Source organism: Pseudomonas sp. Nvir, assembly GCF_963778085.1.
Classification (GTDB): Bacteria; Pseudomonadota; Gammaproteobacteria; order Pseudomonadales; family Pseudomonadaceae; genus Aquipseudomonas; species Aquipseudomonas juntendi.
Map to the genome: position 1 here is coordinate 4,759,415 of NZ_OY970405.1, position 17,370 is coordinate 4,776,784.

At 63.0% G+C, this 17,370-nt stretch carries 13 protein-coding genes and 1 pseudogene; 5 read left to right on the forward strand and 9 right to left on the reverse strand.

Annotated elements, in window-relative coordinates:
• Nucleotides 1-12: 12 nt before the first annotated feature.
• A complete protein-coding gene (locus AACG97_RS22890) occupies nucleotides 13-1,551 on the forward strand; it encodes an AmpG family muropeptide MFS transporter (RefSeq protein ID WP_047149986.1) in 1,539 nt (512 codons plus the stop codon).
• A gap of 233 nt (nucleotides 1,552-1,784) precedes the next feature.
• Here the strand turns inward: AACG97_RS22890 and AACG97_RS22895 are convergent.
• The 4 genes and pseudogenes from AACG97_RS22895 to AACG97_RS22910 all read right to left on the reverse strand — a co-directional run.
• Nucleotides 1,785-1,898 (reverse strand): annotated as a pseudogene (locus tag AACG97_RS22895) (IS110 family transposase); the annotation flags it as partial.
• Between the two features lie 34 nt (nucleotides 1,899-1,932).
• Nucleotides 1,933-3,177: an MFS transporter gene (locus tag AACG97_RS22900; protein ID WP_009682792.1), complete on the reverse strand. Its 1,245-nt coding sequence runs from the start codon at nucleotides 3,175-3,177 to the stop codon at nucleotides 1,933-1,935.
• A 126-nt stretch (nucleotides 3,178-3,303) separates the two neighbouring features.
• Nucleotides 3,304-4,146, reverse strand: coding sequence for a mechanosensitive ion channel family protein (locus AACG97_RS22905; protein WP_009682793.1), 843 nt, complete (start codon nucleotides 4,144-4,146; stop codon nucleotides 3,304-3,306).
• Nucleotides 4,147-4,258: 112 nt separating this feature from the next.
• Nucleotides 4,259-4,744, reverse strand: a complete 486-nt coding sequence (locus AACG97_RS22910) for a YajQ family cyclic di-GMP-binding protein (protein ID WP_009682794.1) — start codon at nucleotides 4,742-4,744, stop codon at nucleotides 4,259-4,261.
• A gap of 100 nt (nucleotides 4,745-4,844) precedes the next feature.
• Between AACG97_RS22910 and AACG97_RS22915 the strand changes: the two genes are divergently transcribed.
• From AACG97_RS22915 to AACG97_RS22925, 3 genes are read left to right on the forward strand one after another with little or no spacing between them, the layout of a single operon-like run.
• Complete coding sequence (locus AACG97_RS22915) at nucleotides 4,845-5,762, forward strand: putative 2-dehydropantoate 2-reductase (protein WP_009682795.1); 918 nt, start codon at nucleotides 4,845-4,847, stop codon at nucleotides 5,760-5,762.
• Between the two features lie 38 nt (nucleotides 5,763-5,800).
• Nucleotides 5,801-7,831 (forward strand): sensor histidine kinase, encoded by a 2,031-nt coding sequence (locus AACG97_RS22920; RefSeq protein WP_009682796.1) that lies wholly within the window; start codon nucleotides 5,801-5,803, stop codon nucleotides 7,829-7,831.
• A gap of 1 nt (nucleotide 7,832) precedes the next feature.
• Entirely contained in the window at nucleotides 7,833-8,399 is a 567-nt protein-coding gene (locus AACG97_RS22925) for a cob(I)yrinic acid a,c-diamide adenosyltransferase (RefSeq protein ID WP_054881171.1), read from the forward strand.
• Nucleotides 8,400-8,447: 48 nt separating this feature from the next.
• Here AACG97_RS22925 and AACG97_RS22930 read toward each other — a convergent pair whose 3' ends face one another.
• The 3 genes from AACG97_RS22930 to secA form a co-directional block, all read right to left on the reverse strand.
• Complete coding sequence (locus AACG97_RS22930; protein WP_009684403.1) at nucleotides 8,448-9,392, reverse strand: Nudix family hydrolase; 945 nt, start codon at nucleotides 9,390-9,392, stop codon at nucleotides 8,448-8,450.
• A gap of 125 nt (nucleotides 9,393-9,517) precedes the next feature.
• Nucleotides 9,518-10,735 carry a bifunctional glutamate N-acetyltransferase/amino-acid acetyltransferase ArgJ gene (argJ, locus tag AACG97_RS22935; RefSeq protein ID WP_009684404.1) on the reverse strand — a complete coding sequence of 406 codons (1,218 nt, stop codon included), beginning with the start codon at nucleotides 10,733-10,735 and terminating at the stop codon, nucleotides 9,518-9,520.
• A 90-nt stretch (nucleotides 10,736-10,825) separates the two neighbouring features.
• Nucleotides 10,826-13,561: a preprotein translocase subunit SecA gene (secA, locus tag AACG97_RS22940; RefSeq protein ID WP_009684405.1), complete on the reverse strand. Its 2,736-nt coding sequence runs from the start codon at nucleotides 13,559-13,561 to the stop codon at nucleotides 10,826-10,828.
• 391 nt (nucleotides 13,562-13,952) lie between these two features.
• On the opposite strand from secA, the gene AACG97_RS22945 reads away from it, so the two are divergent.
• Entirely contained in the window at nucleotides 13,953-14,411 is a 459-nt protein-coding gene (locus tag AACG97_RS22945) for a DUF721 domain-containing protein (protein WP_104148197.1), read from the forward strand.
• Nucleotides 14,412-14,473: 62 nt separating this feature from the next.
• Here AACG97_RS22945 and ltrA read toward each other — a convergent pair whose 3' ends face one another.
• Both ltrA and lpxC read right to left on the reverse strand, forming a co-directional pair.
• Nucleotides 14,474-15,895, reverse strand: a complete 1,422-nt coding sequence (gene ltrA, locus AACG97_RS22950) for a group II intron reverse transcriptase/maturase (RefSeq protein ID WP_042914345.1) — start codon at nucleotides 15,893-15,895, stop codon at nucleotides 14,474-14,476.
• 486 nt (nucleotides 15,896-16,381) lie between these two features.
• A complete protein-coding gene (lpxC, locus tag AACG97_RS22955) occupies nucleotides 16,382-17,293 on the reverse strand; it encodes a UDP-3-O-acyl-N-acetylglucosamine deacetylase (protein WP_003260771.1) in 912 nt (303 codons plus the stop codon).
• Nucleotides 17,294-17,370: the final 77 nt, after the last annotated feature.

The window sequence follows — 17,370 nt, forward strand, 5'->3', positions numbered from 1 at the left end:
AGATGTTGGCCCATGCCCCGTAAAACCTGGCGCGCTGCGCTCGCTGCCTATGCCAGCCCGTCAACCCTGGTACTTTTGCTGCTCGGTTTCGCCGCCGGCCTGCCCTACATGTTGGTGTTCTCGACCCTGTCGGTGTGGCTGCGCGAGGCTGGGGTGGCCCGCGAAACCATTGGTTACGCCAGCCTGATCGGCCTGGCCTACGCCTTCAAGTGGGTGTGGTCACCGTTGCTCGACCAATGGCGCCTGCCACTGCTCGGCGGCCTGGGGCGCCGGCGCTCGTGGCTGCTGCTGTCGCAGGCACTGGTGGTGATCGGCCTGGTCGGCATGAGCCTGTGCGACCCGCAACAACATCTGTCCTGGTTGATCGCCATGGCCGTGCTGGTGGCCTTTGCCTCGGCCACCCAGGACATCGCGGTGGATGCCTACCGCCTGGAAATCGCCGACGACCAGCGCCAGGCCGCCCTGGCCGCCAGCTACATGGCCGGCTACCGGGTCGCCGCCCTGCTCGCCACCGCCGGCGCGCTGTTCTTCGCCGAGTGGTTCGGGTCTACCGGCTTCAGTTACCTGCATAAAGCCTGGGCCGGCACCTACGTGATGTTCGGGGTGATGATGCTGCCTGCGCTGTTCACGACTCTGGTCATGCGCGAACCGCCGGTGCCGCTGCGCACCCAGCTGTCGGCTGCGCGCTACGGCCTGGTGCACCAGATGGCCTCGGTGTTCGTGCTGATCATCCTGCTGGTGTCGGTGCCCGCCAGTTTCACCCAGATGTTCAATACCGGCTGGTCCACGGTCATCTCCGGGGATGCCACGCCGCTCGACCTGTTGCTCGAAGACCGCGCCTTCCTGCGCCTGATCCTCTATGTGCTGCTGACCTGGGCGTGCCTGTCGAGCCTGGGCCGCCGCGGCCTGGCCCCGGTGCTGACCCCGGTCAACGACTTCATTGCCCGCTACCGCTGGCAGGCTTTGCTATTGCTAGGTCTGATCGCCACCTACCGCATGTCGGACACGGTCATGGGCGTGATGGCCAACGTGTTCTATATCGACATGGGCTTCACCAAAGACCAGATCGCCAGTGTCAGCAAGATCTTCGGCCTGATCATGACCTTGGTCGGTGCCGGTATCGGCGGGCTGCTGATCGTGCGCTTCGGCATCATGCCCATCCTGTTCATTGGTGGCGCGGCATCGGCGGGCACCAACATCCTGTTCCTGATGCTGGCGGACATGGGGCCTAACCTGGAAATGCTGGTGGTCACCATCTCGCTGGACAACTTCAGTTCCGGCATGGCCACGTCTGCGTTCGTGGCGTACCTGTCGAGCCTGACCAACCTGAAGTTCTCGGCCACCCAGTACGCGCTGCTCAGCTCGATCATGCTGTTGCTGCCGCGGTTGATCGGGGGGTACTCGGGGGTGATGGTGGAGAAGTTCGGTTATCACGACTTTTTCCTGATTACCGCCCTGCTGGGCGTGCCTACGCTGATCCTGATCGCCTTGCAGTGGCGCCAGGAGACTGGCCGCGGTAAACCGCAGGCAGAGCCAGGCGCGGCGGCCTGATGGGCAACGCGGGTAAAAAGCCACATTGCGATTGTGTGTGGCTGTCACAGCGCCAGTGCGCCCGCCAGCCCCGCCTGTAGGAGCAACTGTCTTTCTCAAAATTTGAAAAGCCTGCGCGATTCATTGTGGGAGCGGGCGACGCGGTGTCTGGCACCGGCTGCGCCGGTGTTCGCGGGCACGCCCGCTCCCACAGGAACCGTGTGATCTTCGAGTCCTGCATTTTAGCTGTTGATCTACACCCTCTTCGGCTGAGGCAACACCAGATCCAGCCAAGGCTCGCCAGTCCTGAGCATGGCATTGAGTCGCACCAGGAAGACCCGCATGCAGGCCACGATAGCGACCTTGGCAAGTTACAGATCGACAAGGCACAGGTACTGCAGATCAGTCAGCCACGGCCCCTTGCCCCGGCCGGCCGCCCACCACAAACCACAACGGCCACAGCGCCAGCGCGCCCGCCAGCCCCGCCGCCAGTGCGAAATGCAGCAAGCTGGCACCGGCGCCGATCATTGCCAGCAATGCCCCACCCAGCCCCAACAGGGCGATGGTGATCATCCCCAGCATGGCCGAGACCAGGCCTTTGCTTTGCTCGCTGGAAAACAGCGTCATGCGATACAGCACCGCATTGGCCACACCCAGGCCCAGTGCATACAACGACATGCCTGCCACCAAGCTGGTCACGCTCGGCCAATACCATGTCGCCAGCACCATCACGCTCAACCCTGCCAGGTACGGCCACAGGGCACCACGGACCAGGGCCGGCAACGGGTAGCGGTCGGCAATACGGTTGATGATCAGGTTGCCCAGGATCAACCCGCCAAACACCGGCAGCTGCCACAGCGCATATTCCAGGGTCGTCAGGCCCTCATCATGAATCAGCAATACCGGTGACAGGCCAATCCAGCCAATCAGCGGCAGCCCGACCAGGCCCAGGGCGGCGCTGCCCGCGACAAAGCGGCGGTTGCCGAGCAATTGGCCGTAGCCTGCCAGCAATGGCAGCAGGTGGATCGGCGTGAACGCCAGGCGCGAACCGTCGCGGCGCTCTACCCCCAGGGTTTCGGGCATGAGCCGGTACAGCAGCCCCCAGCACACCACGGCCCCCACGGCGAAAGCCACGAACAGCCAACGCCAGTCCAGCCACTGCAACAGCAAGGCCCCGACCAGCGGGCCGAGCAGCGGCGACAGCAGGGCGATGTTGGCCAGCAGCGCCATCATGCGTACAGCGTCCGCCTCGCTGAATGCCTCGTTCAGCGCCGGGTAGCTGACCGTGACCACAAAGCCCAGGCCTATCCCCTGCAACAGGCGCAACAGGTTGAACAGGCCAATATCATGGGCCCAGAAGGTCGCCAGGCAGGCCAGGCCGAAGAACGCGCAGCCGGCCAGCAGCAACGGGCGCCGACCATAGCGGTCTGCCAGCGGGCCGATCAGCCACTGCAGCACAACGCCACCGAGCAAGTACAGGTTGAGGGCATGAGGGATGTATTCAGGGCTGGCGTTCAGGTCGCCGACCACGACCGGCATGGCCGGCATCACCGCGTCACTGGCCAGATAGGTCAGCAGTTCGAACAGGGCCAGGGTCAGGCCAAACAGCAAGGCCCGCAGGGGGGTGATGTACAGCAGTGGTTTCATGATGGCATATCAGGGGTGACAGGCAGGAGCAGGGTATATGCCAGAAATTGCAGGGGTTTGCTGTGAACAAGTGTAATCGGGGCGAAAAAAGCGGGGCCGCTGTGCAGCCCCGGCGCTGATGCGCTGTTACTGGGCGGCAGTTTCCTGCACCACCCGAATGACCCGCTGCGGGAACGGAATGTCGATCCCTTCGGCCTTCAGGCGGTCACGCGCCTGCTCGTTGAGCATGAACATCACATCCCAGTAATCGGCGGTCTTGGTCCACAAGCGCAGCGACACGGTGATCGAACTGTCACCCAGCGTCGCCACCACCGCTTGCGGAGCGGGGTCGGCCAGCACGCGAGGGTCCTGGGCCAGCTCCAGCAACACATTGCGGGCCTTCTGCAAATCGGCCTCGTAATCCACGCCCACATCGAACACCACCTTGCGCGTGGGCTGGCGGTTGGTGTTGGTGATGATGCCATTGGACAGGCTGCCGTTGGGCATGATCACCGTCTTGTTGTCGCCGGTGCGCAGCACGGTGTGGAAGATCTGGATGCTGTCGACAGTGCCGGCAACGCCTTGTGCCTCGATCCAGTCGCCGATGCGAAACGGGCGGAACATCAGGATCAGCACGCCGCCAGCGAAGTTGGCCAGGCTACCCTGCAGCGCCAGGCCGATGGCCAGGCCGGCGGCACCGATAGCCGCGACGAACGAGGTGGTCTCGATGCCGATCATCGACGCCACGCTGACCAGCAGCAGCACCTTCAGCACGATGTTGGCCAGGGTGCTGATGAAGCCCTGCAACGCCAGGTCGGCATTGCGCAGGCCGACCAGCTTGCCCAGGCGGGCGCTGACCTTGTTGATGATCCACCAGCCGACCGCCAGGGTCACCAGCGCCAGCAGCACACGGCTGCCGTATTGCATGATCAAGGGGATCCAGGTTTGCGACTGGCGAACCAGCTGATCGACTTCAGCGTTCAAATCCATATTCATCTCCTGATGCCGAACGGCAAGTACACGGTAGAACAGACCGCGCTAACACACGGCCCCGGCCCCCATGGACATCATTGAGCCATGGGGGTTCCTGGCCAAACCCGCATCAGTCGCGGAAGTTGTTGAACTGCAGCGGCATCTCGAATTCCTTGGTCCGCAGCAAGGCAATGGCCTCCTGCAGGTCGTCGCGTTTCTTACCGGTTACCCGTACCTGCTCACCCTGGATGGCGGCCTGCACCTTCAGCTTGCCGTCCTTGATGGTGGCGACGATCTTCTTGGCCAGGTCCTTGTCGATACCCTCGCGGAACTTGGCTTCCTGTTTCTTTTCCTTGCCGGACGCATACGGGTCCTTGGTTTCCAGGCATTTCACGTCGATCTTGCGCTTGACCAGCGCCAGGCGCAGGATTTCCAGCATGGCTTCGAGCTGGAACTCTTCCTCGGCGGTGAGCATCACGGTCTGCTCTTTGTCCTTGAACTCGAAGGAGCCCTTGCCTTTGAGGTCGTAACGGCGGTCCAGGTCCTTGATGGCGTTGTCCACCGCGTTCTGCACTTCGTGCTTGTCCAGTTCCGATACCACGTCGAACGAAGGCATGGTTGTTCTCCCAAAATAAAAGCGCGCTCAGGCTGAAGATGGAGCGCGCCAGGTTTGACGGTTAAAATGCGGGCTCATTATAACGGGTTGCGAAACGCATATGAGCAGCACCTGGCATATTCTCGGCGCCGGCAGCCTCGGCAGCCTGTGGGCCTGCCGCCTGGCACGCGCGGGCAAGGCAGTGCGCCTGGTGCTGCGCGATCGGCAACGGCTGCAGGCCTATGAGCAGGCTGGCGGCCTGACGTTGATCGAGCAAGAACAGCCCCGGCACTACGCCATACCCGCCGAAACCGCCCAGGCTGACGGGCCGATCCATCGCCTGCTGGTGGCCTGCAAGGCTTACGACGCGGCCCCGGCGATTGCCGGCCTGGTACCACGCCTGGCCGAGGGCGCAGACGTGCTACTGCTACAGAACGGCCTGGGCAGCCAGGACGCGGTGGCAGACCTGCTGCCACAGGCGCGCTGCGTTTTCGCCTCCAGCACCGAAGGCGCCTTCCGCGAAGGCGACTGGCAGGTGCGTTTTGCCGGGCATGGCTTCAACTGGCTGGGCGACCCGCGCAACCCGGCGCTGCCGGCCTGGTTCGATGACCTGCACGAAGCAGGCATCCCTGCCGAATGGACGGTGGATATTCTCACCCGCCTGTGGCGCAAGCTGGCCCTCAACTGCGCGATCAACCCGCTGACCGTGCTGCACGCTTGCCAGAACGGCGGCTTGCTGGGCCACCTGGCGGAAGTACATGGCCTGTGCACCGAACTGGCCGCACTGCTGCGCCGCTGTGGCCAGCCGCAAGCGGCCGAGGGCCTGGAAGAAGAAGTGCAACGGGTGATCGTGGCCACCGCAGCCAACTACTCTTCCATGTACCAGGACGTGCACGCAGGCCGACGCACCGAGGTGCATTACCTGCTCGGCCATGCCTGCCGGGTTGCCGCGCGGCACGGCCTGCAGCTGCCGCAACTGGAACACCTGCTGCAACGCCTGGTCGAACACCTGCGCTTACGTGGCTTGCCCTGCGACTGACGCAGCCCTATTACCTGGATACGGACACTGCCTAGCCCATGACCTTGCGCCATCGCCTGGAAAACCTCCCGGTCGGGCAGAAGCTGCTGGCGGCCCTGCTGGTATTGCTGGTGACCATCCTGCTGGTGGCCAACCTCACCTTCATCAGCGCGGCTTACTGGATCACCCAGGAGAGCATGGCACCCCAGGCCCTGCAGACCATCGGCCGGCTGGTGGCCAACCCGCAACTGGCTGAGCGCGCGGGCGACACCCCAGACACCGCCAGTGCCCTGCTCAAGGAGCTGGACAGCTACACCCCGCTGCGCGCGGCAGCCGTGTACGGGGGGGACGGTCGCATGCTGGCGCAACTCCAGCATGGCGACCCGCTAACCCTGCCCAAGCGCTTTCGCAACATCGACGGCTGGCGCCTGATGGAGTTTCGCAGCACCCAACTGATCCGCATCCCGCGCGAGGCCAACCCGCCGGCCCACCTGTTGCTGGTGGCCAGCAGCGAGCTGCCCACCGCGTTCTACACCGGCACGCTCAGTGCCAGCCTGGCTATCCTGGTGTTCAGCATCCTGCTGTGGATCTTCATTGCCCGCCAGATCAAACGCCTGATCACCCAACCGATCAACCAGCTTGAAGAACTCAGCCGCCAGGTCACCCGCGAAGAGAGCTACGCCCTGCGCGCCCGGCGTGGCAACGACGATGAGATCGGCAGCCTGGCCGACGCCTTCAACACCATGCTTTCGCGCATCGAGGCCCGTGAGCAGCAACTCAAACGCGCCCGTGACGAGTTCCAGGATGCCTATGACCAGGCCCAGGGCCTGGCCGAGGAAACCCGCCATACCAACCGCAAGCTGGAACTGGAAGTGCAGGTGCGCAGCAAAATCGAGAAAAAACTCACCGGTTTCCAGAACTACCTCAACAGCATCATCGACTCGATGCCTTCGGCATTGATTGCCCTGGACGAACAGCTCTATGTCACCCAGTGGAATCACGAAGCCACGGTCCTCTCCGGCACGCCGTTGCATGAGGCGCTGAACCAGCCGGTGTTCATCGCCTTCGAGCCGCTGAAGCCGTTCCTGCCGCAACTCAAGGAAACCGTGGAAAAGCACCGGGTGGCCAAGATCGAGCGGGTCACCTGGCCCAAGGGCGACGAGCTGCGCCATTACGCCCTCACCTTCTACCCGCTCACCGGCGGCGGCGGGCGCGGCGTGGTGATCCGCATCGACGACATCACCCAGCGCCTGTCGCTGGAAGAAATGATGGTCCAGTCGGAAAAAATGCTCTCGGTCGGCGGCCTGGCGGCGGGCATGGCTCACGAAATCAACAACCCGCTGGGCGCCATCCTGCACAACGTACAGAACATCCGCCGACGCCTGTCGGCAGACCTGCCCCGCAACCAGGAACAGGCCAGCGAGCTTGGCCTCGACCTGGCCATGATCAACCGCTACCTGGCCAGCCGCGAAGTGCCGCAACTGCTCGATGGCATTCAGCAGGCCGGGGCCCGCGCGGCGAAGATCGTCACCCACATGCTCAGCTTCAGCCGCCGCAGCAACCGACGGCTGGAGCCTTGCGAGCTGCCGGCGCTGATCGACCAGGCGGTGGAAATTGCCGGCAACGACTTCGACCTGGCGATCGGTTTCGACTTCAAGGGGCAGGCCATCGTGCGGCAGTTCGACCCTGAACTGGGGCCCGTGCCGTGCACTGCCAACGAACTGGAACAGGTACTGTTGAACCTGTTGAAGAACGCCGCCCAGGCCATCCACCTGCGCCCGCAACCGAGCGAGCCGGGGCGGATCACCCTGCGCACCCGGCTGAACCCGCCGTGGGCGGAGATCCAGGTCGAGGACAATGGCGTCGGCATGCCAGAGGCCGTGCGCAAGCGCACCTTCGAGCCGTTCTTCACCACCAAGGAAATCGGCCAGGGCACCGGGCTGGGCCTGTCGGTTTCGTACTTCATCATCACCAACAACCACAAGGGGCAGATGGAGGTGCACTCCACGCCTGGCCAGGGTACGTGCTTCACCCTGCGCCTGCCCCTCGGCCAGCCGGCAGCAGCGGCGCCGACCTTACCGGAGCAATGACATGGGCAACCGCCTATCGAAGATCTACACCCGTACCGGCGATCAGGGCGAAACCGGCCTGGGCGACGGCCGGCGGGTGCCGAAAAGCCACCCGCGCATAGAAGCCATTGGCGAGGTAGACAGCCTCAACAGCCAGCTCGGCGTGCTTTTGGCAGGCCTGGCCGAGCAAGGCCTGGAAGAGGTCACTGCGGTGCTCGCGCCGTGTCAGCACCGCTTGTTCGACCTGGGTGGCGAGCTGGCCATGCCCAGCTACCAGGCCTTGAACCAGGCAGAAGTGGAGCGCCTGGAGGCGGTCATCGATGTGTGGAACGAAGAGCTGGGGCCGCTGAAGAACTTCATCCTGCCCAGTGGTTCGATGCTGGTGGCGCAGGCCCATGTGTGCCGCAGCCTGGCGCGCAGCGCCGAGCGGCGCTGCCAGCAGCTGCATGCGCTGGAACCACTGGAAGGGGTGGGTCTGGCGTACATCAACCGTCTGTCCGACCTGCTGTTCGTGGCGGCCCGGATCATCGGGCGGCGACAGGGGGTGGCCGAGGTGTTGTGGCAGCCTGCTGAAAAACCGCAGGGCTGACAGGTTCGGGGCGGCCTGCGCGGTGTCGCGAAGGGCCGCCCCAATGGCTCAGGCCTCGGGCCAGAATGCCCGGATGCCGGCCACACCCTGGGCCCCGGCTTCCCAGGCTCGCTCGCGCTCACCCGGCCCTACCCCACCCAGCAAGTACACCGGCTTGCTGAACCCGGCCAGCAAACGTCCAGCTTCGTCCCAGCCCAACGGCGCCGCCTCGGGGTGGGTCTGGGTTGCCTGGACTGGCGACAGGGTGACGAAGTCGACGCCCATCTGCTCGGCCAGTGCCAGCTCTTCGGCGCAGTGGCAGGAAGCCGCCAACCAACGCTCGCGGGGAAACGGCCGACCTTTGGCGGCGTACTTGCGTAACTGCGCCGCGGTCAGGTGCCAGCCGGCCGAAGGGAAATCGCCCAGCCATTCCAGCGGCCCCTTGAGCATCAACTGCGCCTTGCCCGCACATAGCCCAACCGCATCCACCGCCACGTCGCGGTACTTGGGGTCGTACATGTCCGGGGCGCGCAACTGAATCAGCCGAATGCCGCTGGCAACCGCCTTCTGGATGCCCTTGAGCAGTTGCGGCACTTCCAGGCCATCGGGGGTAATCAGGTACTGGTCCGGCAGGCGCGCGGCAGCCACGATCGGCTGGTTGGCCTCGGGAAATTCGTACTGCGGCAAATCGCGCGGGGCAACCCACGCCAGCGGCTGACCCTCGGCGCCATGCGCTTCGCCGGTGAAGGCCTGCACTTCACGCACGTCCAGCAACACCTGCTTGTCCGGGTAGTCGTGGCTGACCTTGATCAGCGCACGCGAACGGCTCACCTCGATACCCAGCTCTTCGCGCAGCTCGCGGGCCAGTGCCGCTTCCACGCTTTCACCGGCTTCGACCTTGCCGCCGGGAAACTCCCACAGGCCACCCTGGTGCTGGGTGGCGGCCCGCCGCGCGATCAGAATGCGGCCATCGGCGCCACGAATGACCGCTGCTACAACATGAATCCGTTTCACACTTCACGCTCCGCCAGGCCAGCCTGCAACAAGGCGCGCAACGTGTCGCCGAAGTTCAGGTGATCGCTCATGGTTCGTCTCCTGGTTCTGGAATTGTGGGGCCGTTGCCCGACCCCATCACTGCATCAGGTACGGTATTCGGCGTTGATCTTCACGTACTCGTGCGACAGGTCGGTGGTCCAGATGGTTTCGCTGCACTGGCCACGCCCCAGTTCGATCCGGATCGTGATCTCTTCCTGGGCCATCACTGCCGAGCCCTGGGCTTCGGTGTAGCTGGGGCTGCGGCCGCCCTGGCTGGCGATGCACACGTTATCCAGGTAGACGTCGATCAGGCTCACGTCCAGCTCGGGCACACCGGCACGGCCCACCGCGGCGAGAATACGGCCCCAGTTCGGGTCCGACGCGAACAGTGCGGTCTTGATCAGCGGTGAGTGGGCCACTGCGTATCCAACGTCCAGGCATTCCTGGTGGTTGCCACCGCCGTTGACCTGCACGGTCACGAACTTGGTCGCACCTTCGCCGTCACGCACGATGGCCTGGGCCACGTCCATGCACACCTCGAACACGGCTTTTTTCAGGGCCTCGAACAGCGCACCACTAGCTTCGGTGACTTCTGGCAGGTTGGCCTTGCCGGTGGCGATCAGCATGCAGCAATCGTTGGTCGAGGTGTCGCCATCGATGGTGATGCGGTTGAACGACTTGTTGGCGCCGTCCAGCATCAGGTCCTTGAGCACCGCCGGGGCAACCTTGGCGTCGGTGGCGATGTAGCCAAGCATGGTGGCCATGTTCGGGCGGATCATGCCGGCGCCCTTGCTGATACCGGTCACGGTCACGGTCACGCCATCGTGCTGGAACTGGCGGCTGGCGCCTTTGGGCAAGGTATCGGTGGTCATGATGCCGGTGGCCGCTTCGGCCCAGTTGTTCTCCGACAGGTTATCGAGGGCGGCCTGCAGCGCGCCTTCGATCTTTTCGACCGGCAGTGGCTCGCCGATCACCCCGGTGGAGAACGGCAGTACCGATTCGGCGGGTACGCCGGCCAGTTCGGCCAGCTTGGCGCAGGTGCGTTCGGCGGCTGCCAGCCCAGGGGCGCCGGTACCGGCGTTGGCATTACCGGTGTTGGTCAACAGGTAGCGCACGGTGCCCTGTACACGCTGCTTGGAGAGGATCACCGGTGCCGCGCAGAAAGCGTTGAGGGTGAACACGCCCGCCACGCTGGAGCCTTCGGCGCAGCGCATGACCACCACATCCTTGCGCCCAGGACGCTTGATGCCGGCAGAAGCGATGCCGAGTTCAAAACCCGCAACCGGGTGCAGGGTGGGCAAAGGACCAAGACCAACAGCCATTAGAGCGCTCCTAGAAAATTCGGTGGATGTACAAAAAACGGGGCCGCAAAGCGGCCCCAGGATGTATCAGGTTACAACACCCAGGTCAGATCATTCGATCTGCCCGTGGCAATGCTTGAACTTCTTGCCCGAACCACACCAGCAAGGCTCATTGCGGCCCAGCTTCTGCTCGTTGCGCACCGGCGCCGAGGCAACGGCCACTTCGGCCTCCTCCTCGCTCAGCTGCTCGCCTTCCAGGCCAGGGGCTGGGGCGTGCTCAAACTGCATGCGGCTGGCCAGCTCCTCGGCCTCGCGGCGCAGGCGGGCTTCCTCTTCGACCGGGTCTTCGCGGCGTACCTGAACGTGCGACAGCACGCGGATGGTATCGCGCTTGATCGACTCCAGCAGTTCCTGGAACAGGCTGAACGACTCGCGCTTGTACTCCTGCTTGGGGTTCTTCTGCGCATAGCCACGCAGGTGAATACCGTGGCGCAAGTGGTCCATGGTCGACAGGTGGTCTTTCCACAGGTCGTCCAGCACACGCAGCAGAATCTGCTTCTCGAAGGTACGCAGGGCGTCGAGGCCGGCCTGGTCTTCTTTCTCGGTGTAGGCCGTGGTGATCTCGTTCAGCAGCTTCTCGCGCAGCGTCTCCTCGTAGAGGTGATCGTCTTCGTCGAGCCACTGCTGAATCGGCAGCTTGATGGCGAAGTCGCTGGCCAGCGATGCCTCCAGGCCGGCCACGTCCCACTGCTCGGGCAGCGACTGCGGCGGAATGTGCTGGCTGATGGTAGCGTCCAGGACTTCCTTGCGGAATTCGACGATGGTGTCGCCAATGTTCTCGGCCGCCAGCAGGCTGTTGCGCATGTGGTAGATCACCTTGCGCTGCTCGTTGGCCACGTCGTCGTATTCAAGCAACTGCTTGCGGATGTCGAAGTTGCGGCCTTCGACCTTGCGCTGCGCCTTCTCGATGGCATTGGTGACCATGCGGTGCTCGATGGCCTCGCCCGCCTGCATGCCCAGGGCCTTCATGAAGTTCTTCACCCGGTCGGAGGCAAAGATACGCATCAGGCTGTCTTCCAGCGACAGGTAGAAGCGGCTGGAGCCCGGGTCGCCCTGACGGCCGGAACGGCCACGCAACTGGTTGTCGATACGGCGCGACTCGTGGCGCTCGGAGGCGATCACGTGCAGGCCACCGGCCTCGATCACCTGCTGGTGACGCTTCTGCCAGTCGGCCTTGATCTGGGCGATCTGCTCGGCGGTCGGGTTTTCCAGGGCGGCCACTTCGGCTTCCCAGTTACCGCCCAGCAGAATGTCGGTACCACGGCCGGCCATGTTGGTGGCGATGGTCAGGGCACCCGGCGCACCGGCCTGGGCGATGATTTCGGCTTCTTTCTCGTGGTACTTGGCGTTCAGCACCTTGTGGTCGATACCTTCTTTCTTCAGCAGGTTCGACATGTGTTCGGACGTTTCGATGGTCGCGGTACCAACCAGAATCGGCCGGCCCTGCTTCATGCTTTCCTTGATGTCGGCAATGATCGCGGCGTACTTCTCGTCGGCGGTCAGGTACACCAGGTCGTTGAAGTCCTTGCGCGCCAGCGGCTTGTTCGGCGGGATGACCATCACGTTCAGCGCGTAGATCGACTGGAACTCGAAGGCTTCGGTGTCGGCAGTACCGGTCATGCCGGACAGCTTGGTGTACAGGCGGAAGTAGTTCTGGAAGGTGGTCGAGGCCAGGGTCTGGCTCTCGGCCTGGATGTTCAGGTTTTCCTTGGCCTCGATGGCCTGGTGCAGGCCTTCGGACAGGCGCCGGCCCGGCATGGTCCGGCCGGTGTGCTCGTCGATCAGCAGTACCTGGCCGTCCTGGACGATGTACTCGATGTTGCGGTGGAACAGCTTGTGTGCGCGCAGGCCGGCATACACGTGGGTGAGCAGGCCCAGGTTATGCGCCGAGTACAGGCTCTCGCCTTCAGCCAGCAACCCGGCCTGGGTCAGCATCTCTTCGATGAACTGGTGACCGGCCTCGTTGAGCTCGACCTGGCGGCTCTTCTCGTCGATGGTGAAGTGGCCTTCCTGAGTGACCTGGCCTTCGACTTCTTCGATGTGCTGGGTCAGGCGCGGGATCAGGCGGTTGATCTCGATGTACAGCTTGGAGCTGTCTTCGGCCTGGCCGGAGATGATCAGCGGGGTGCGCGCTTCGTCGATGAGAATGGAGTCCACTTCGTCGATCACGGCGAAGTTCAGTTCACGCTGGAACTTCTCGTCCTGGCTGAACGCCATGTTGTCGCGCAGGTAGTCGAAACCGAATTCGTTGTTGGTGCCGTAGGTGATGTCGGCCGCATAGGCAGCACGCTTTTCTTCCGGCGGCTGGAAGGCCGATACGATACCGACCGACAGGCCGAGAAACTCGTACAGCGGGCGCATCCAGTTGGCGTCACGGCGGGCCAGGTAGTCGTTGACGGTAACCACATGCACGCCCTTGCCGGACAGTGCGTTGAGGTACACGGCCAGGGTACCGACCAAGGTCTTGCCTTCACCAGTACGCATTTCTGCGATCATGCCTTCGTGCAGGGTCATGCCGCCAATCAACTGAACGTCGAAGTGGCGCATGCCCATCACGCGCTTGCCGGCCTCGCGGGCCACGGCAAAGGCTTCGGGCAACAATTGGTCCAGTGTCTCGCCTTTGGCCAGGCGCTCCTTGAACTCTGCAGTCTTGCCCCGCAGTTGCTCGTCGGAGAGGGCCACCATCTTCTCTTCGAAGGCATTGACGATACTCACCGTCTTGAGCATGCGTTTTACTTCACGCTCGTTCTTGCTTCCAAAAAGTTTTTTTAACAAAGGCGCAAACATATCGGCAGGATCTTCCACACGTAGGGATGGAGGGCGGCCCCATGAGTCGCCCGTGCAGCCCTGAGGCCGCATGCGAACGAGCATTCTACCCGGAAACGATGGTGAGGAAAGTGGTGGATTTCCACGATGCTGGCACAGCGCTTTGGCAGGGGCTTGGTTTAGATAGGGGCATTTTCCCTGAGTTCAAGGTTTGGCAACATGAAAGGTATCGAGAACCAGTCTTATCTTGCGTTGCCTGTGCAGGCCTCTTCGCGGGCACGCCCGCTCCCACAGGGACCCCACAATACTCAGGCCTGGAGTAATCCTGTGGGAGCGGGCGTGTCCGCGAAGCGGCCAGCACAGGTTCTACAGGTGTTAAACTGCCGATCTTGTAACCTCATGCGTACCCCCAATGGCCTACAAACCCTCCCCCGCCCAGCCACCCTCGGCCCTGCTGCGCCAGGTGCGCCCGCTGCGCCTGCTGCTGAACCAGGCCGAACGCCTGGAACACCTGCAGCGCCTGCTGGAAAGCCAGCTGCAACCGGCTGCCCGCGAGCATTGCCACGTGGCCTCATGGCGCGATGGCACCTTGTTGCTGGTGGTGACCGATGGCCATTGGGCTACCCGCCTGCGCTACCAGCAGAAGCGCCTGCTGGCCGCATTGCAGGCCATGGAAGCTTTTGGCAACCTCCGGCGCATCCTCTACAAGGTGCAGCCGCCCCTGGTACCGGCCAAACGCGGCGGGCATGCTGCCGAGCTGTCCACCAGCGCCGCGGCAAGCCTGCGTGACACCGCCGAGGGCATCGCCGACCCCAAGCTGCGCGCTGCACTGGAGCGCTTGGCCGCCCACGCTGGCGACAAGATCGAGTAGGAGGCGGGTTCACACCCGCCGTCCTCTCACACCACCGTGCGTACGGTTCCGTACACGGCGGTTCAGGTTATGCGACTAAGCCGGTTGATCGTATCCAGTATCGAGACCAATCCGAGTTGATCCCACAGTTTCTTCGGTAGGGCCTGATTCACATGTGGCGCACCCGAGTTCCACCATGGGCCTCGGCCATTGAAAGCAGATTTACAAGCACGCTCTCGGCTTAGACCCAGACGCATCAGGTTGCTGATCCTCGTAGAGGGTTGCTTCCATTGCCGCCAGATGACACAGCGAAGTTTGTGCCTGATCCACCCGTCCAGCTCTTCTAGTGGGCGCCTGCTCTGACTGAGCTTGAAGTAACTCGCCCAGCCCCGTACCACGGGGTTCAGCCGCTCGATGATATAGGCCACCTTGCGGCCTCGCGCCCCGCGCAGCAGCTCCTTGAGCCGACTGCGCAGGCGACCAAGGCTCATCGTCGCTACCCTCAGCCTAGGCTGTTGATGCCAGCTCATCCCATAACCCAAGTAGTCGCATTTCCACGCCCGTGCCACTTGGCTCTTCTTCCTGTTCACCGTCAGTTTCAGACGCTCTTTCAGGAAGCGCTCGACGCTGGTCAGTACTCGCTCGCCTGCCCGCTGACTACGTACATAGATGTTCGCATCATCGGCATAGCGCACAAAACGGTGCCCCCGCCGCTCCAGTTCACGGTCAAATTCGTTGAGCAGGATGTTCGACAGCAACGGCGAGAGCGGGCCGCCTTGCGGCGTCCCTTCCTGCCGTGGGCTGACGACACCGCCCGACATGACCCCGGCTTCAAGGTAACGGCGGATAAGCCTGAGCACGCATTTGTCTTCGACACGGCGCTCGATACAGGCCATGAGTATGTCGTGGTTGACCCGATCAAAGAACTTCTCCAGATCAAGTTCCACGCACCAGCGATGGCCCGCCCCCACATGGGAGCGGGCCGTTTCGACGGCTTGATGAGCGCTTTTGCCCGGACGAAAGCCATAGCTGTAGTCCGAGAACAGCGGGTCAAAGATTGGCGTGAGCTGTTGCTGCAGGGCTTGCTGGATCAGGCGATCCACGACACTGGGAATCCCCAGTTGCCGGGTACCGCCCTGCGGTTTGGGAATTTCGACCGCCCGCACTGCCTGGGGATGGTATTCACCAGCCAGCAACCTGGCCTTGAGAGTTGGCCAATACTGTTTCACATAGCCAGCCAAGTCAGCGACCGTCATGCCATCGGCACCCGGTGCTCCCTTGTTGCTGACCACACGCTGATACGCACGTTTGAGGTTGGCCGGTGCAAGCACCCGCCCCATCAGCGTGTCCGGCTCCGCGTTCGTCCACGCCACAGACGCCGTCGATGCCTGCGCACTGCCAGCCGTCACTCTCGGATTCTGTCCGGAACTTGGGGTCACAGTTCTCCCTCGGAGAAATTTCTGCTTTTCGACATTCGACGAGACTCTGGCGCCTACTGGCGGCATAACCTGTTCGGCCCTTGGTGGCGCGGTTAACTGCCACTTACTACGGCTTCGGCTGACTTCTGCACGTCCATCCCGTCGCCTCTTGACGCTCGGTAGCACAATGGCAAACGTGCAGATCTCCCAGGGTAATTCGCGTGACCTTCCTGCTTATGCCTGTCGGATCTACGTCGCAGCGTTCCGTGCAAGTATCGGGCTTTGAAGATATTGGCCTTCTCACCCCGCTGCGCCGCCTCTATCCGCTTCCTGTTCGTCAGGCCAGCATTTTGCCTCGGGCTTCCTTCAGATTCGCAGTCGCCCGCGACACCCTTGCCTCTGGCTAACACTTCCCCTTGCCGGGTGTGTAGAGGACTTTCACCTCCAAGTCACCCGCTTGGCCACCATAGTCAAGCGGGTTGCGCTGACGCGCAACGCGCCATGCCTGGCGCACCAATAAAAAAGGCCACCCGAAGGTGGCCTTGATTACAACACTAGAGAGAGTGTTCGAACTTACACGGCCGCAACAGGGCGCATGTACGAGATCGGTGCCGTACTGGCATCTTCGAACGTGACCACTTCCCAGGCATCGGTTTCGGCAATCAGCTTGCGCAACAGCTGGTTGTTCAGCGCGTGGCCGGACTTGTAGCCCTTGAACTCGCCGATCAGGCTGTTGCCCAGCAGGTAGAGGTCGCCAATGGCGTCGAGGATCTTGTGCTTGACGAATTCGTCATCGGAACGAAGGCCGTCTTCGTTGAGCACACCTGTCTCGTCGACCACGATGGCATTCTCGACACTGCCACCCAACGCAAGGTTGTGCTTGCGCAGGTACTCGATGTCACGCATGAAACCGAACGTGCGGGCGCGGCTGACTTCCTTCACGAACGAGGTGCTGGAGAAGTCGACAACCGCGCTCTGGGTCTGGCCCTTGAGGACCGGGTGATCGAAGTCGATCTCGAAGCTCACCTTGAAACCGTCGAAAGGCAGGAAAGTGGCGCGCTTGTCGCCCTCTTCCACAGTCACCTCACGCAGGATGCGGATGAACTTCTTGGCTGCGTCCTGTTCTTCCAGGCCGGCAGACTGAATCAGGAATACGAAGGGACCGGCGCTGCCATCCATGATCGGCACTTCCGAGGCGGAGAGCTCGACGTAGGCGTTATCGATGCCCAGGCCCGCCATGGCGGAGAGCAGGTGCTCGACCGTATCGACCTTGACGTCACCGTTGACCAGCGTCGTCGACATGGTGGTCTCGCCGACGTTGGCCGCACGCGCAGGGATCTCGACCACAGGGTCGAGGTCGGCGCGGCGGAAGACGATGCCGGTGTCAACAGGTGCAGGCTTGAGGGTCAGGTAAACCTTCTCCCCGGAGTGCAGGCCGACACCTGTGGCACGGATGGTATTCTTCAGGGTGCGTTGTTTAATCATGGCATTGGCCGCTTCAGCGCAAATTGCGAACAGGTATCAACAAAGGCTAGGGATGATAACAGACCCAACCTTTGATG

What these genes read in the sequence shown, in the direction of transcription:
- argJ (WP_009684404.1), bottom strand. Translation starts at nt 10,735, where the DNA reads ATGGCTGTTGGTCTTGGTCCTTTGCCCACCCTGCACCCGGTTGCGGGT.
- AACG97_RS22890 (WP_047149986.1), top strand. Translation starts at nt 13, where the DNA reads ATGCCCCGTAAAACCTGGCGCGCTGCGCTCGCTGCCTATGCCAGCCCG.
- lpxC (WP_003260771.1), bottom strand. Translation starts at nt 17,293, where the DNA reads ATGATTAAACAACGCACCCTGAAGAATACCATCCGTGCCACAGGTGTC.
- AACG97_RS22920 (WP_009682796.1), top strand. Translation starts at nt 5,801, where the DNA reads ATGACCTTGCGCCATCGCCTGGAAAACCTCCCGGTCGGGCAGAAGCTG.
- AACG97_RS22915 (WP_009682795.1), top strand. Translation starts at nt 4,845, where the DNA reads ATGAGCAGCACCTGGCATATTCTCGGCGCCGGCAGCCTCGGCAGCCTG.
- AACG97_RS22910 (WP_009682794.1), bottom strand. Translation starts at nt 4,744, where the DNA reads ATGCCTTCGTTCGACGTGGTATCGGAACTGGACAAGCACGAAGTGCAG.
- AACG97_RS22925 (WP_054881171.1), top strand. Translation starts at nt 7,833, where the DNA reads ATGGGCAACCGCCTATCGAAGATCTACACCCGTACCGGCGATCAGGGC.
- AACG97_RS22945 (WP_104148197.1), top strand. Translation starts at nt 13,953, where the DNA reads ATGGCCTACAAACCCTCCCCCGCCCAGCCACCCTCGGCCCTGCTGCGC.
- secA (WP_009684405.1), bottom strand. Translation starts at nt 13,561, where the DNA reads ATGTTTGCGCCTTTGTTAAAAAAACTTTTTGGAAGCAAGAACGAGCGT.
- AACG97_RS22905 (WP_009682793.1), bottom strand. Translation starts at nt 4,146, where the DNA reads ATGGATTTGAACGCTGAAGTCGATCAGCTGGTTCGCCAGTCGCAAACC.
- ltrA (WP_042914345.1), bottom strand. Translation starts at nt 15,895, where the DNA reads ATGCCGCCAGTAGGCGCCAGAGTCTCGTCGAATGTCGAAAAGCAGAAA.
- AACG97_RS22900 (WP_009682792.1), bottom strand. Translation starts at nt 3,177, where the DNA reads ATGAAACCACTGCTGTACATCACCCCCCTGCGGGCCTTGCTGTTTGGC.